Source organism: Pseudomonas sp. HN2-3 (assembly GCF_020691745.1).
GTDB lineage: Bacteria > Pseudomonadota > Gammaproteobacteria > Pseudomonadales > Pseudomonadaceae > Aquipseudomonas > Aquipseudomonas capeferrum.
This window is the reverse complement of sequence record NZ_CP085704.1, coordinates 1,113,409-1,129,349: the sequence shown is the minus strand read 5'-3', so window position 1 is coordinate 1,129,349 and position 15,941 is coordinate 1,113,409. Positions and strand designations below refer to the sequence as shown.

The window sequence follows — 15,941 nt, the reverse complement described above, 5'->3', positions numbered from 1 at the left end:
ACTTCCCGCTGCTCGCCTGAATAACAGCGATGCACCATGGCCATTTCCGACAACAACGAGAATGGCCATGAGCACAAACGACACCCACTTCACGTCGAGCTTCCAGAGCACTTACGCGCTGGAGCAATTGAAAAGATTTGCCCGCGCTTCGAATGAGTTGCTGTTCTCCCAGGTACTGTTACCGGTATTCGACGCGAACATCCCCGTTGCACGCCTGGAAGCATTGAGGGCTGCGCTGGCCGACGACACTGTGACCAACCCAGCGTTTAACATGGTCGACCAGTGCGAGTCGGTGGCGGTCTACGACTACCAGCGCCGGGTGATCGATGTGGACACGGGGGCGATCGAAAAAGCCCTCGCGCAACCGGAAACAACACCCACCCTGCTGATCGCGCTGATCGAAGCATTCGCCTTGCACATCGATAATCTGTTGCGCAATGACCTGGCCGATAACACTCAAGCTGACACCGCTGCCGTGCTGCTGGAGGCGCCCGAAGGGTTGGCGACTCACTACGCCGCCATGCTGACGTACTTCGACCAGATCCCCGGCGACGGCGTGAGTTTTGCCCATTACACCAGCGCCGCCTACGACGGCCCGATCCAGTTGACCTTGCCGGCCCTTGAAGCAGCACCCGACGAACCGGAAAGGGGCACCCGACACAAGCGCTTCGCTGCCGAAATAGAAGACCATGGCGACGCAACGCATGCGCACGAGACCATCGAAAAGGTGGCCCTGACCCGCGTGGGCTTTACTGCTGAGCAGTGCCAGGCAATCTACTTTGGCAACTGGCTGCGTGATCATTCACAACTGATCGACCCCAAGATCGTCCGCGCGCCGGGTGCAGAAGCGAAATTCCCGGCCATGTTCACCCGACAGACACTGACCAAGCTGGTGGATTTTCTCGCGTTGAAAAAATTCCACGCCTTGCAGAACACCCCGCAAGGCCGCAAGGCCTATACCGTCACGCCTGCCTTGCTTGGGGTGTACCGGCCCTCGGAGCACATCGACAACCCCATTAACCTCGACGAAGCGGCGATCGACCCTCGCACCATTGACCCCGAGTTCGAAGCACTGGTGCGGCGCGATAATCCGCTCAATGTGCCGCACCCCAAGTATTCGGTAATGATGTATTTCAAGACTTCACTGCGCTATATGAGCAAAAAGCTCGACGCTGCAAAAGCCGAAGGGAAGACAGCCACCGGTATGCGCAACCTCGGTGAAGCACTGCATGTGCTCGAAGACTTGTTCGCCCACTCCAACTACGTCGAACTGTGCTTGCGCAAGATTGGCCATGCCGATGTTGCCGCGTGGTCCACCGACCTTATCGGGGCAAAACACCCGTGCCCGGTGGTAACCGGCCGGTTCAGCGGCTTGGACGTCATCGGCAGTGTGGCCGAGCCGTTGGCCAGAATCCTCTTCCCGACCAATTCCCTTGCCTTCAGGCCGATCGAGGCGGGGGAGCGCAGCGACAATGAACAAGCGTTGTCGATCTTGCTTGAGGGTAGCGATTATCCCGAGATGAAAGAGGCCTATGAATTGACCCTGCGCCAACGTGACATCGCCGCGCGCAACCCGCTGTTGCGCCTAGTACAAGGTGTCAGGTGGGCCCGGGACCTGCCACTGAATTCGGTCAACTTTGCAAAGAACTGGCTCATGCAGAAGCTGGCGACATGGGCAGGCGACAGCATCGGCCCCCTGCAGACCGCCTTCAACAGCGACCCGAATACCGACAGTGAGGCCATCGTTTCGCACTCGCAGCTGGCCAAGGACCACGCTACCCACCCCCTTCACGAGCTGGCAGCGTTGCTGGCGCAAGATGCCGTCGAGCGGGTAGCAAGAGCGATGAAAGAGGCATGGGAGGGTAATGCCCAGCGCCAACCCGCCTATCTGGCCAGCAGCTACTTCAGCCACCCGGGTGACAATACCTGGTACGAGACAATGGCCAGAAACTGGGCCGCCGCCAACCCCGAAAAAATCGAAGAAGCCTGTAACCCTACCCGCCTGATACAGCGTCGCCAGCAAGAAATGCAAGCGTCACTCGATCGCTTGAAAAAGCTCGGTAACAACGACAACTATGCCCTGCAGCATTACTACGAAACGCTCAGGATTGCGTTCCCCCTCTAACGCAATCCCAATGAAAAGGCCCGGCAGTTGCCTGCCGGGCCTTTTCATTGCAGCACATCCTGCCACGTGACTGCTCAGAAGGCAGCCAATGGCCAGACTTCGTAGGCAGGCGTCTGATAAGGGTGACTTTGCTTGAGCGCGGCGACGACCTGGGTAATCAGGTCGTCGGCCACCACCAGCTCCACCTTCCACTCCTCCACCACCTCGACCTGCCCGGCTTGCCCGAGAAATGGCTGGCTGCCATCCAACGGGCGAAACTGGCCTTGGCCCAGGGTTTGCCAGGCGCAGTGGTCATAGTCACCGATGCGGCCGCCGCCAGCGGCAAACACAGCGGCCTTGACCACCTCGACATGGCTGGCCGGGACGAAGAAGGCGAGCTTGTACACGCCTTAGTTCACCCACACCCGCGCGTTGCGGAACATACGCATCAGCGCGGCATCTTCCTGCCACTCATCCGGGCGCCAGGAGTTCTGCACGGCGCGGAACATACGCTCCGGGTGCGGCATCATGATGGTCACGCGGCCGTCGCGGCTGGTCAGGCCGGTGATGCCACGCGGCGAACCGTTCGGGTTAGCCGGGTAGGTTTCGGTGACCTTGCCGTGGTTGTCGACGTAGCGCAGGGCCACGCAACCGGACACGTCGGCTTCCAGCAGCGCCGCTTCGTTGGCGAACTCGGCATGGCCTTCGCCGTGGGCGATGGCGATCGGCATGCGCGAACCGGCCATGCCCTGCAAGAAGATCGAGTTGGACTTCTGCACCTCGACCATGGCCACACGGGCTTCGAACTGCTCCGAGCGGTTACGCACGAAGTGCGGCCAGAACTCGGTGCCAGGGATCAGCTCGTGCAGGTTGGACATCATCTGGCAACCGTTGCACACGCCCAGGGCGAAGCTGTCGGTACGCTCGAAGAAGGCCTGGAAGGCATCGCGGGCACGGGCGTTGAACAGCGCCGACTTGGCCCAGCCTTCACCGGCACCCAGCACGTCGCCGTACGAGAAACCACCGCAGGCAACCAAGCCCTTGAAGGCTTCGAAGTCGACACGGCCAGCCAGGATGTCGCTCATGTGCACGTCGATGGCGGCGAAGCCGGCGCGGTCGAAAGCGGCAGCCATCTCGACCTGGCCGTTGACGCCCTGCTCACGCAGGATCGCCACTTGCGGGCGCACGCCCTTCTTGATGTACGGCGCAGCGATGTCATCGTTGACGTCAAAGCCCAGCTTGACCGACAGGCCCGGGTTGTCTTCTTCGAGCAGCGCGTCGAATTCCTGGTCGGCGCATTCGGCGTTGTCACGCAGGCGCTGAACCTGGTAGCTGGTCTCGGCCCACTGGCGTTGCAGCAGGCGACGGTCACCCTTGAACAGCGCCTCGCCGTTCAGACGCACGACGACTTCGCTGTTGTTGATCGGCTGGCCGATCACCGCAACGCAGTCTTCACCCAGGCCAGCGGCGCTGAACTGAGCCAGTACGTCTGGCGTGGCATCCTGGCGAACCTGGATTACCGCACCCAGCTCTTCGTTGAAGAGGATGGCGGCGGCTTTTTCCGGCTTGCTGGTCAGCGTGTCCAGCTCCAGGTCGAGGCCGCAATGGCCGGCGAAGGCCATTTCCAGCACGGTGGTCATCAGGCCACCGTCGGAACGGTCGTGGTAGGCCAACAGGTGGCCATCGGCGTTGAGGCCCTGGATCACGGCGAAGAAGGCCTTGAGGTCTTCGGCATCGTCGACGTCCGGTGCGGCACTGGCCAACTTGCCGTGGGTCTGCGCCAGGATCGAGGCGCCCATGCGGTTCTGGCCGCGGCCCAGGTCGATCAGGACCAGGTCGGTTTCGCCCTTGTCCATGCGCAGTTGCGGGGTCAGGGTTTTACGGATGTCGGTGACCGGGGCGAAGCCAGTGATGATCAGCGACATCGGCGAGGTCACGCTCTTCTCGACACCGTCTTCGCTCCACTTGGTCTTCATCGACATCGAGTCTTTGCCGACCGGGATGGTGATACCCAGCTCTGGGCACAGCTCCATGCCCACGGCCTTGACCGTGTCGTACAGACGGGCATCTTCACCGGGGTGGCCGGCGGCGGACATCCAGTTGGCCGACAGTTTGATGTCGGACAGTTTTTCGATCTGCGAGGCCGCCAGGTTGGTCAGGGTTTCGCCGATGGCCATGCGGCCGGACGCCGGGGCGTCGAGCAGGGCAAGCGGGGTGCGCTCACCCATGGCCATGGCTTCACCGGTGTAGACGTCGAAGCTGGTCGCGGTAACGGCGCAGTCGGCCACCGGCACCTGCCATGGGCCGACCATCTGGTCACGGGCCACCAGGCCAGTGATGGTGCGGTCGCCGATGGTGATCAGGAAGCTCTTGCTGGCCACCGCAGGGTGGTGCAGCACGCGCTCGACGGAATCGGCCAGCGACAGGGTGCTTGGGTCGAACTCATCGCCAAGCTCGGCTTCGCGGGTGACCGAGCGGTGCATGCGCGGCGGCTTGCCCAGCAACACGTCCAGCGGCATGTCTACCGGGGTGTTGGCGAAGTGGCTGTCGGTCACGGTCAGGTGCGGCTCTTCAGTCGCCTCGCCGACCACGGCGAACGGGCAACGCTCGCGCTCACAGATGGCCTGGAAGCGGTCGAAGTCGACGGCGCTGACGGCCAGCACGTAACGCTCCTGCGATTCGTTGCTCCAGATTTCGTGCGGGGCCATGCCCGGCTCGTCGTTGGGCACGTTGCGCAGTTCGAAGCGGCCACCACGGCCACCGTCGTTGACCAGCTCAGGGAAGGCGTTGGAAATACCCCCCGCGCCGACGTCGTGGATGAAGGCGATCGGGTTCTTGTCACCCAGCTGCCAGCAGCGGTCGATGACCTCTTGGCAACGGCGCTCCATTTCCGGGTTTTCGCGCTGTACCGAGGCGAAGTCCAGGTCGGCGGAGCTGGCGCCGGTGGCGACCGACGAAGCTGCACCGCCACCCAGACCGATCAGCATGGCCGGGCCGCCGAGCACGATCAGCTTGGCGCCGACGGTGATCTCGGCCTTCTGCACGTGCTCTTCACGGATGTTGCCCATGCCGCCGGCGAGCATGATCGGCTTGTGGTAGCCGCGCACTTCTTCGCCGTGGGGGGTGTTGATCGCCTGCTCGAAGGTACGGAAGTAACCGGTCAGGGCCGGGCGACCGAATTCGTTGTTGAACGCAGCGCCACCCAGTGGGCCTTCGACCATGATGTCGAGGGCGTCGACGATGCGCTCAGGCTTGCCGTATGCCTGCTCCCATGGCTGCTCGAAGCCCGGGATGCGCAGGTTGGACACGGTGAAGCCGGTCAGGCCAGCCTTGGGCTTGGCGCCACGGCCGGTGGCGCCTTCGTCGCGGATTTCGCCGCCGGAGCCGGTGGAGGCACCGGAGAACGGCGCGATGGCGGTCGGGTGGTTGTGCGTCTCGACCTTCATCAGGATGTGCACTGGCTCCTGCACCGCGCCGTACTGGCGGGTTTCAGGGTTCGGGAAGAAACGGCCGGCAACGTTGCCGACGATCACCGAGGCGTTGTCCTTGTACGCAGACAGCACGCCTTCGCTGTGCATCTGGTAGGTGTTCTTGATCATGCCAAACAGGCTTTTTTCCTGCGCCTGGCCGTCGATGTCCCAACTGGCGTTGAAGATCTTGTGGCGGCAGTGCTCGGAGTTGGCCTGGGCGAACATCATCAGTTCGATGTCGTTCGGGTTGCGCTTGAGCCCCTGGAAGGCGTTGACCAGGTAGTCGATCTCGTCTTCGGCCAGGGCCAGGCCCAAGTCGACGTTGGCCTTGGCCAGCGCATCGCGGCCACCGGCGAGGATATCGACCGAGGTCATCGGCTTGGGCTGGGCGTGGCTGAACAGGTCGGAAGCCTGCTCCAGCTGGGCCAGCACGCGCTGGGTCATGCGGTCGTGCAGCTCGGCGGCGACGGCCTGTGCGTCGGCCTCGCTCAGGTTGCCGGCTACGTAGTAGGCGATGCCGCGCTCGAGGCGCTGGATCGACTGCAGGCCGCAGTTGTGGGCGATGTCGCTGGCCTTGCTGGCCCAGGGCGAAATGGTGCCCAGGCGCGGCACGACCAGGAACAGGCGGCCGGTCGGCTCCTGTACCGGCACGCTCGGGCCGTACTTGAGCAGACGGCCCAGCACCTGCTGCTGGTCGGCGGTCAGCTCGCCATCGACATCGGCGAAGTGGGCGAATTCGGCATACAAACCAGTAACAGCGGGGACTTTCTGGCTCAGTTGCTCGAGTAATTTACCGTGGCGAAAGGCAGAAAGGGCAGGAGCGCCGCGCAGGATCAACATCGTCGGGACAGCCTCAGGAAGGGGTGTGCTTAGAGGCCGTGCATTCTAGCCTAATTCCGCGGCTTTCGGCACCCGCCAGAGGGCAATGCTGCCGGGCGGCGGAACCGGACTTCGGGGTCAAAAAAAATCACGTGTTTGCTGAGGGTTTGGCGCCACAATCCTCAGCCAAGCCCGCCGAAGCACACAACGCGCTACCAGACAAGCTAACCGTTGTCGAGATATGGCGGCCCTCGTCCTTTGCGTATACTGCAAGCTATGTTCGCCCATACTGCTCTGCGCCAGCGTTGCGCCAAATGGCTTCTCGCAACCGGACTCTTTCTGATGCTCGGTGCCTGTGTTGAAAAACCCAGCACCCTAGAGCGCGTGAAGGAGGATGGCGTGCTGCGCGTCATCACCCGCAACAGCCCGGCCACCTATTTCCAGGACCGCAACGGCGAAACCGGCTTCGAATACGAGCTGGTCAAGCATTTCGCCGACGATCTCGGCGTAAAGCTGCAGATCGAGACCGCCGACAACCTTGATCAAGTGTTCGACGAACTGGGCAAGCCCTCCGGCCCGGTGCTGGCCGCCGCCGGCCTGGTCAGCAGCGAGCGGCGCAAGGCCCAGGCAAAATTCTCTCATCCCTACCTGGAAGTCACTCCACAGGTCATCTATCGCAACGGCCGCTCCCGCCCCACAGAGGCCAAGGGCCTGGTCGGCAAGAAGATCATGGTGCTCAAAGGCAGCAGCCATGCCGACCAGCTGGCCGAGCTGAAAAAACAGTACCCAGGCCTGGAATACGAAGAATCCGACGCCGTCGAGGTGGTCGACCTGCTGCGCATGGTCGATGAAGGCCAGATCGACCTGACCTTGGTCGACTCCAACGAACTGGCGATGAACCAGGTGTATTTCCCCAACGTACGGGTCGCCTTCGACCTGGGCGATACCCGCGATCAGCGCTGGGCCGTGGCGGCCGGTGAAGACAACAGCCTGCTCAACGAGGTCAACCAGTTCCTCGACAAGGCCCAGAAGAACGGCACCCTGCAGCGCCTCAAAGACCGCTACTACGGCCATGTCGATGTACTCGGCTATGTCGGCGCCTACACCTTCGCCCAGCACCTGCAGCAGCGCCTGCCCAAGTACGAGAAGCACTTCAAGAGCTACGCCAAGGTCGAGCAGGTCGACTGGCGCCTGCTGGCGGCCATCGGCTACCAGGAATCCATGTGGCAGCCGGAAGTCACGTCCAAGACCGGCGTGCGCGGCCTGATGATGCTCACCCAGCGCACGGCGCAGGCCATGGGCGTATCCAACCGCCTGGACCCGAAGCAGAGCATCCAGGGCGGTGCCAAGTACTTCATGCTGATCAAGCAGCAGCTCGACGACAGCATTCAGGAACCCGACCGCACCTGGTTCGCGCTGGCCGCCTACAACGTCGGCAGCGGCCACCTGGAAGACGCCCGCACCCTGGCCAAGCGTGAGAAGCTCAACCCGAACAAGTGGCTGGATGTGAAGAAGATGCTGCCGCGTCTGGCGCAGAAGCAGTGGTACAGCAAGACCAAGTACGGTTATGCCCGTGGCGGCGAGCCGGTGCACTTCGTGGCCAACATCCGCCGCTACTACGACATCCTCACCTGGGTGACCCAGCCGCAGCTCGAGGGCCAGATGGCCGAAGGCAACTTGCATGTGCCCGGGGTCAACAAGGACAAGCCGGCAGAGCAGTCGCCGCCGATGTGACCGTTGCCGGCCTGGCCACTGTCGATCTCCTGCACCGGCCTCTTAGCGGGGCAAGCCCGCTCCCACAGGCACCCCACAGTCCTTGAGAAATGTGGGAATCTGTGGGAGCGGGCTTGCCCCGCGAAGAGGCCCGCACTGACTAGCGCAAGGCCCGCCGAGCCTTGAAAAACTCGCTCAAGATCGCCCCGCACTCCTCGGCCAGCACCCCACCCTCTACCATCACCCGATGATTGAGGAAGCCCTGGCCAAAGAACTGCCCCTGGCTCTGCACGATCCCCGCCTTGGGCTCCAGCGCCCCGTACACCACACGCGCTACCCGCGAATGCACGATCAACCCCGCGCACATGCTGCAGGGCTCCAAGGTCACATAAAGCGTGCTGCCCGGCAGCCGATAATTGCTCGCTGACTTGGCGGCAGCCCGAATGGCGACCATTTCGGCATGGGCGCTGGGGTCACTGTCGACGATCGGCCGGTTGAAGCCCTGCCCGATCACCTGGCCATGCTGCACCAGCACCGCCCCCACCGGCACCTCACCCATCGCCGCCCCTTCGGCGGCCAGTGTCAGGGCCAGGCGCATGAATTCCTGATCGCGGCTGCGATCGATGATTTGCGGGCGCATCAGACCACCGTGATCGCGGCCATCAGGCCGGTTTCCATGTGGTCGATGACGTGGCAGTGGAACATCCAGGTGCCTGGGTTATCCGCCACCAGCGCGACCTGGGCGCGCTCGTTCTTGCCCAGCAGGTAGGTATCGGTGAACCACGGTTCGACGATCTCACGGCGGTTGGAAGCGATCACCTTGAAGCTCATGCCGTGCAGGTGGATCGGGTGCTGGTACTGGGTCATGTTCTTCAGCTCGAAGATGTAGCTCTTGCCCTTCTGCAGCGTCGCGATGGGCCGGTCGGCGCAGGTCTTGTCGGTGATGTCCCAGGCCTGGCCGTTGATCTGCCACAGGCTCGGCGGCCTGCCGTTCTCGGTGTTGACCGAGACCTTGCCGACCCATTCGAAATTGAAGTTGAGCTTTTCGGCATTCTCCAGGTCCGGCTCGGCCACCGGGTTCGGCGGCAAGGCTGGCGGCCAGTCGCTGGGGGCGTCGTTGCTGGCCACCGAACGCAAGGTGCCCAGGCGCACGAAACCGTCGCGCAGGGAGATTTCCTCACCCGCCTCAGGAATGCGAATCGCCAGGCAGATACGCATGCCTGGCCCCAGCCAGTAATCGTCGTCCAGTGGCCGCGGGGTGACCGGGTTGCCGTCGAGCGCGTAGATCCTGGCCTCGCAGTTGCCCTTGAGGTTCAGGCGGTAGGTCCAGGTGTTGTCCAGGTTGAGCAGGCGCAAGCGCACCACTTGGCCGGCGGGCAACTCGGTCACCGAGTCGGGCTGGCCGTTGATGGTGATCAGCCGCCCGGCAGTGCCGTTGCGCGCGGCCTCGCGGGGGATGCTGAACGGCAGCCAGGCGCCTTGCTCGTCCACGTGCCAGTTTTTCAGGCTCAGGGTGCGCTCGTGCAGAAACCCGGTAGGCTCGCGCTCCTCGACGATCAGCGGCCCGACCAGCCCGCGGCCAAGCTCTTCGGAGCTGCTGACGTGCGGGTGGTACCAGTAGCTGCCGGCATCCGGCACGCGGAACTTGTAGTCGAAGTACTCGCCAGGCTTGACCGGCAGTTGCGACACATAGGGCACGCCGTCCATTTCCAGCGGCAGGCGGATGCCGTGCCAGTGGATGGTGGTTTCGACCGGCAGGTGGTTGATGAAACGCACCCGCAGCCAGGTACCCTGGCGTACCCGCAATTCGGTGCCCGGCGCCGACGGGCCAAAGGCCCAGGCCTCGGTCTTGAAGCCCGGCACCAGCTCCACTTCCAGGGGCGCGGCGATCAGTTCGTAGTCGTGCCCGGCATTCTCGTCCTCGACCTTGCCCAGCCAGTACCGCGCCGCGCCTCCGGCGCCCAGGCCTACCACAACCAGGCCGGTGAGGCCCTTGAGCATTTGTCGACGGGTGAAGGACATCGGTGCGGGTACCTCGTTTATTGCGCAAGCCAGCTGCCAGCAGGGCTGGCAATGAAGGGCGAATACGATACACCTGCATTTGCGAAATATTAAGTGAAGTCTTGTCGCAGCGGGTGTTCAGCAGGCATATGCATCGCCATGGACCTGCCCCTTGAGAATGTCTTCACAAGCCTCGTAGCCCAGTGCTGGCGCCAGTATCACGCCCGGGTGAGCGACCATGACGTACAGCCCTTCGCACCCGTCAAGGAACGTACGCAGTGGCAGGCCGCTGTCGGTTTTGGGCCGGTACACCGCCCGTATCGATTGCAGCGACAGTTCGCACTCCGGCTGGAACAGGCTGGCAACCGCCTGCAGGCTTTCGCGACCCAGTTCGGCCATACCCTCTTCACCAGGGAAATCGTCTGCCGACAGCAAACCGCCGCCCAGCCCTGGCCGCACTTCCAGCCCCTGCCCATAGAGCAGATGGCGCAGCGGCACCTGCGCGGCACCGAAGCGCAGCAACACCGCGGGGGCTTCATGGATAGGCAGTTCCTGCCCCAGTTGACGGGCCAAGCGCTGAGCCCCCATGGCATTGGCCAGCACGACGACATCCGCATGCACGATGCCCAGACCGGTACGTACACCGGTAATGCGCGCACCCTGCACTTGCAGCGCCAGTACCTCGCGCGCCTCAAGTACCCGAGCGCCTTCAGCCTGCGCTGCCGCCAACAAGCGCTGGGCCAGCACATCAGGTTCGACCGCGAAATCGTCCGGAGCCCAGATAGCCATGCCGGGTGGCTGCACCAGGCCAGGCTCGAGCTGGCGGATGCGCTCACGCCCCACTGCGGCCATCGAAACCCCGGCCGCCTGCTGCTCGGCGAGCATGGCAAGGGTCTGCTCCTCGCTGTCGAGCCATATCAAGCCACCTTGCGCCGCCACCGGCAGTGGGCCGAGTGCCTGCGTCAGGCGTGGGAACTGTGCCAGCGCACGCTGTTCCAGGGCAAAGCATGCCGGGTCTGCAGACGGCAGGCGGCTGCCCGTGCCCACCCAACCATAGGAGTGCCCGGTGACACCCCGCGCAACGCCCCGCTCGCGCTCGAGCACAGTGACCGCAGCACCACGCCGCGCCAGGTGCCAGGCGACGGACGCGCCGAGGATACCGCCGCCCACCACCACTACATGAGGAATGTTGCCTGCCATTGCGATTGTCCTTGCGCAAAGCCGAAGAAGCGCAGTGTGCGCAATTACAGCCTGAGCGTCTGTGAACAATCGTACCCAGAGCCGCTCAGGGCCTGGCCAGCAACCCGCGCAGCAACAGCTCAAGTGCGGCAAGGCTTTGCGTCAGGCGTGCGTCGCCCTCCTCGCTTTGGGCAATCCAGCACGCGGCTTCTGCCAGGCCGCCATAAATCAGTGAGGCCAGCGCCCGCGGCTCGGCCGGAGCCAGCACGCCTTGCTCGATCAGGTTCTGAACCAGCCGTTGCATCGTTGCCAGGCAGTGCAGATGCGATTCCTGCGAGGCGCCCCCCAGCACTGCCCGGGCATCACGCAGCACAATGCGCTGGATATCGGGTTCCAGTGCCATTTCGAGGTAGGCACGGCAACGCTGTCGCAAGCCCTCCCAGGCATCGCCGGCATTCTCGGAGATGCTGTTCAGTCGCGCGTCGACCTCACCATCGATCTGCTCCACCACTGCCGCCAACAGGCCCTTCTTGTCGCCGAAGTGGTGATAGAGCGCCCCCCGCGTCAGGCCCGCCCTGGCGGTCAGCTCATCCATCGAGGTACCCGCATAGCCATGCTCGCTGAACACCTGGCGCGCAGTGGACAACAACGTGGCGCGGGTTTCTTCCATTTCGGCGCGCGTGCGACGGACCATCACTCTCTCCTTTACATACAAACTGCATGTATTTTCGCCAACGCGCCAGGCGCTGACAACCTGCCCGTCAATAACGAAAAAGCCCGCAGCAATGCGGGCTTTTTGGCTAACGGGTTCCGGCCACAGCCGGACGCCCGATCACTCCCACTCGATGGTGGCAGGCGGCTTGCTCGAGACGTCGTAAGTGACGCGCGAAATGCCTTCGATTTCGTTGATGATACGGCCGCTGACGGTTTCCAGCAGCTCGTACGGCAGGTGTGCCCAACGCGCGGTCATGAAGTCCACGGTTTCGACGGCACGCAGGGCCACGACCCAGGCGTAGCGACGGCCGTCACCCACGACACCCACCGACTTGACCGGCTGGAACACCACGAAGGCCTGGCTGGTCTTGTGGTACCAGTCGGCCTTGCGCAGTTCTTCGATGAAGATGTGGTCGGCGCGACGCAGGATGTCGGCGTATTCCTTCTTCACTTCACCCAGGATGCGCACGCCCAGGCCCGGGCCCGGGAACGGGTGGCGGTAGACCATGTCGTACGGCAGGCCCAGCTCCAGGCCGATCTTGCGCACTTCGTCCTTGAACAGTTCGCGCAGCGGCTCGACCAGCTTGAGGTTCATTTCCTCAGGCAGGCCACCGACGTTGTGGTGCGACTTGATCACGTGGGCCTTGCCGCTTTTGGCGCCAGCCGACTCGATCACGTCCGGGTAGATGGTGCCCTGGGCCAGGAACTGGATGTTGTCCAGTTTGCTGGCTTCGGCATCGAAGATGTCGATGAAGGTGCGGCCGATGATCTTGCGCTTCTTCTCCGGGTCCGCTTCGCCTTCCAGGTTGCCCAGGAACTGCGCCTCGGCGTCGGCACGGATCACCTTGACGCCCATGTTCTCCTTGAACATGGCCATCACCTGGTCACCTTCGTGCAGGCGCAGCAGGCCGTTGTCGACGAACACGCAGGTCAGCTGGTCGCCGATGGCGCGGTGCAGCAGCGCGGCAACCACGGACGAGTCGACGCCGCCAGACAGGCCCAGCAGGACGTTGGCCGAACCGACTTGCTCACGCACTTGGGCGATGGCGTCTTCGACGATGTTGGACGGGGTCCACAGGGCTTCGCAACCGCAGATGTCCTGGACGAAGCGCGAGAGGATGCGACCACCTTGCTTGGTGTGGGTCACTTCCGGGTGGAACTGCACGCCGTAGTAGCCGCGCGCGTCGTCGAACATGCCGGCGATCGGGCAGCTCGGGGTGCTGGCCAGCACGTGGAAGTCGCCTGGCATCTGGGTGACCTTGTCACCGTGACTCATCCAGACGTCCAGGCCCAGTACGCCGTCAGCGTCCACGTGGTCTTCGATGCCGTCCAGCAGACGGCTCTTGCCGACCACGTCAACGCGGGCGTAACCGAATTCGCGCAGGTCCGACCCGGTAACCTTGCCGCCCAGTTGCTCGGCCATGGTCTGCATGCCGTAGCAGATGCCCAGCAGCGGTACGTTCAGGTCGAAAACGGCCTGCGGCGCGCGCGGGCTGTTGGCTTCGTGTACCGATTCGGGGCCGCCGGCGAGGATGATGCCGCGCGGGTTGAATTCGCGGATCGCTTCATCGTCCATGTCGAACGGATGCAGTTCGCAGTACACGCCGATTTCGCGCACACGGCGGGCGATCAGCTGGGTGTACTGGGAACCGAAATCGAGGATCAGGATGCGGTGAGCGTGAATGTCGAGGGCCATGACTCAATCTCTGGTGCAACTGCAAGCGTCTAGCTGCGAGCTGCAAGTTGATCGGGGAAAACGCGGTAGCTGCTGCAACGCAACTACCGCTTGAAGCTTGCTACTTACCGCTGGAGGCCTCAGCCGACCCGGTAGTTAGGGGCTTCTTTGGTGATCTGCACGTCATGCACGTGGGACTCGGCCATGCCGGCACCGGTGATGCGCACGAACTCCGGCTTGGTACGCATCTCTTCGATGGTCGCGCTGCCGGTATAGCCCATGGACGAACGCAGGCCGCCCATCAGCTGGTGGATGATCGCAGCCAGGGCGCCCTTGTACGGCACTCGGCCTTCGATACCTTCCGGTACCAGCTTCTCGGCACCGGCCGAGGAGTCCTGGAAGTAACGGTCGGAAGAGCCCTGCGCCTGTGCCATCGCACCCAGCGAGCCCATGCCGCGGTAAGCCTTGTAGGAACGGCCCTGGAACAGTTCGACTTCACCCGGGGCCTCTTCGGTACCGGCGAACATCGAACCCATCATCACGCAGGAAGCACCGGCAACGATGGCCTTGGACAGGTCACCGGAGAAGCGGATGCCACCGTCGGCGATCAGCGGCACGCCAGTGCCTTCCAGTGCGGCAGCGACGTTGGCGATGGCGCTGATCTGCGGTACGCCGACACCGGCGACGATGCGGGTGGTGCAGATCGAACCTGGGCCGATGCCGACCTTGACGGCGTCAGCGCCAGCTTCAGCCAGGGCTTTGGCCGCGGCACCGGTGGCGATGTTGCCGCCGATCACCTGAACCTGCGGGTAGGTTTCCTTGACCCAACGCACGCGGTCGATCACGCCTTTGGAGTGACCGTGGGCGGTGTCGACCACCACCACGTCAACGCCGGCGGCAACCAGGGCGGCTACGCGCTCGCCGGTGTCCTTGCCGGTACCGACCGCGGCGCCGACGCGCAGGCGACCTTGGTCGTCCTTGCTGGCCAGCGGGTAGGCCTTGGCTTTTTCGATGTCCTTGACGGTCATCATGCCCTTGAGGCTGAACTTGTCGTCGACGATCAGGACTTTTTCAAGGCGGTGCTTGTGCAGCAGCTCGCGGACTTCGTTCTTGTTGGCGCCTTCGCGCACGGTGACCAGACGCTCTTTCGGCGTCATCACATCGCGGACCTTGGCATCCAGACGGGTTTCGAAACGCACGTCACGGGAAGTGACGATGCCGACCAGGTCGCCGTTTTCCAGCACCGGAACACCCGAAATGTTGTTCAGGCGGGTCAGGTCGAACAGGTCGCGCACGGTGGCGTCTGCTTCGATGGTGATCGGGTCCTTGACCACGCCAGCCTCGAACTTCTTGACCTTGCGGACTTCGCCGGCCTGCTGTTCGATGGTCATGTTCTTGTGGATGATGCCGATGCCGCCTTCCTGAGCCATGGCAATGGCCAGACGCGCTTCGGTCACGGTATCCATGGCAGCGGAAACCAGCGGAATGTTCAGCTCGATGCCACGAGTCAAACGGGTCTTGAGACTGACTTCATTGGGCAGTACCTCGGAATAGCCAGGTACAAGGAGGATATCGTCGAAGGTCAGGGCTTCTTGGCTGATACGCAGCATCGCGGGGGCTCCCGGGCGGGAAAAATGGAAGCGCGCCATTATACTCATCCACGGCGCGCCGCTCAATGCAAAATAAGGGCCTTCGGTCAGCCTTGTGGCAGTTTTACCTGCACCACGGCCACTGGCTGGTCCAGCCAGTCGGCGAAGCTGTCGAGAAAGGCCTGGGTGAACCCGGCCTCGCCCCAGTTGTTGAAGATGAACCCCAGGTTGGAAAAGGCACATGGCTGCAGGTAAAGAAAGCCGTTGATGTCGTCTTCGAAGCCGCACAGCGGGCAGGTGAAGTTGTCACTGACCCCTGGCATCCACTCTTCCAGGCTCTCGAACAGCGGCTCGCCGACCTCGCGCCGGCACTCCGGGCAGCCGGCTTCTTCGAGAAAACCGTTGGTCGGGGTATAGATGCAGCGCTTGAGCATGATCTCCAGGCCGTTGGCTTGTTCGCCGAACGGCAGTTTGTCCGGGTGCAGGGCCACCTTGCGCGCACCGTCGGCCAGGGCATGGCCCATGCGGTTGCCGGTGCGACCGCAGGTGGTGAGTTGTTCCTCGATGACTTTCTCGCGCACCAGCCAGCGCACGATCGCCCGGGCGCGGGCCTCGTGAGCCGGGACGGTGGAAAGCTTGGGGACGATGATGCTCTGGGTGTTCATTAAAGAGGCAAG

The 15,941-nt window shown here is 63.3% G+C and carries 11 protein-coding genes; 2 read left to right on the top strand and 9 right to left on the bottom strand.

Going from position 1 to position 15,941, the window contains the following annotated elements:
* The first annotated feature begins 67 nt into the window (after window positions 1–67).
* A complete protein-coding gene (locus tag LJX93_RS05095; RefSeq protein WP_227696803.1) occupies window positions 68–2,125 on the top strand; it encodes an HET-C-related protein in 2,058 nt (685 codons plus the stop codon).
* Between the two features lie 74 nt (window positions 2,126–2,199).
* Here the strand turns inward: LJX93_RS05095 and LJX93_RS05090 are convergent, their stop codons facing one another.
* Together LJX93_RS05090 and purL are read right to left on the bottom strand one after the other, a co-directional pair.
* Window positions 2,200–2,511, bottom strand: a complete 312-nt coding sequence (locus LJX93_RS05090; RefSeq protein WP_033700996.1) for an NGG1p interacting factor 3 protein, NIF3 — start codon at window positions 2,509–2,511, stop codon at window positions 2,200–2,202.
* 3 nt (window positions 2,512–2,514) lie between these two features.
* Window positions 2,515–6,414: a phosphoribosylformylglycinamidine synthase gene (purL, locus tag LJX93_RS05085; RefSeq protein ID WP_033700999.1), complete on the bottom strand. Its 3,900-nt coding sequence runs from the start codon at window positions 6,412–6,414 to the stop codon at window positions 2,515–2,517.
* A gap of 255 nt (window positions 6,415–6,669) precedes the next feature.
* Here purL and mltF point away from each other — a divergent pair, with 255 nt between their 5' ends.
* Window positions 6,670–8,127, top strand: coding sequence for a membrane-bound lytic murein transglycosylase MltF (gene mltF, locus LJX93_RS05080; protein ID WP_227696801.1), 1,458 nt, complete (start codon window positions 6,670–6,672; stop codon window positions 8,125–8,127).
* A 139-nt stretch (window positions 8,128–8,266) separates the two neighbouring features.
* Here mltF and tadA read toward each other — a convergent pair whose 3' ends face one another.
* The 7 genes from tadA to LJX93_RS05045 all read right to left on the bottom strand — a co-directional run bounded on the left by tadA (window position 8,267) and on the right by LJX93_RS05045 (window position 15,929).
* On the bottom strand, window positions 8,267–8,746 hold the full coding sequence (gene tadA, locus LJX93_RS05075) for a tRNA adenosine(34) deaminase TadA (protein WP_033701001.1): 480 nt from the start codon (window positions 8,744–8,746) through the stop codon (window positions 8,267–8,269).
* Window positions 8,746–10,128 carry a multicopper oxidase family protein gene (locus tag LJX93_RS05070; RefSeq protein ID WP_033701003.1) on the bottom strand — a complete coding sequence of 461 codons (1,383 nt, stop codon included), beginning with the start codon at window positions 10,126–10,128 and terminating at the stop codon, window positions 8,746–8,748. Before LJX93_RS05070 ends, tadA begins: the two co-directional genes overlap by 1 nt.
* A 117-nt stretch (window positions 10,129–10,245) precedes the next feature.
* Window positions 10,246–11,307 (bottom strand): NAD(P)/FAD-dependent oxidoreductase, encoded by a 1,062-nt coding sequence (locus LJX93_RS05065; protein WP_156310620.1) that lies wholly within the window; start codon window positions 11,305–11,307, stop codon window positions 10,246–10,248.
* 85 nt (window positions 11,308–11,392) lie between these two features.
* Window positions 11,393–11,980, bottom strand: coding sequence for a TetR/AcrR family transcriptional regulator (locus LJX93_RS05060; protein WP_033701004.1), 588 nt, complete (start codon window positions 11,978–11,980; stop codon window positions 11,393–11,395).
* A gap of 138 nt (window positions 11,981–12,118) precedes the next feature.
* Window positions 12,119–13,696 (bottom strand): glutamine-hydrolyzing GMP synthase, encoded by a 1,578-nt coding sequence (gene guaA / locus LJX93_RS05055; RefSeq protein WP_027595681.1) that lies wholly within the window; start codon window positions 13,694–13,696, stop codon window positions 12,119–12,121.
* A gap of 119 nt (window positions 13,697–13,815) precedes the next feature.
* Window positions 13,816–15,285, bottom strand: coding sequence for an IMP dehydrogenase (guaB, locus tag LJX93_RS05050; protein WP_027595680.1), 1,470 nt, complete (start codon window positions 15,283–15,285; stop codon window positions 13,816–13,818).
* A gap of 86 nt (window positions 15,286–15,371) precedes the next feature.
* Window positions 15,372–15,929, bottom strand: a complete 558-nt coding sequence (locus tag LJX93_RS05045; protein WP_033701006.1) for a hypothetical protein — start codon at window positions 15,927–15,929, stop codon at window positions 15,372–15,374.
* Window positions 15,930–15,941: the final 12 nt, after the last annotated feature.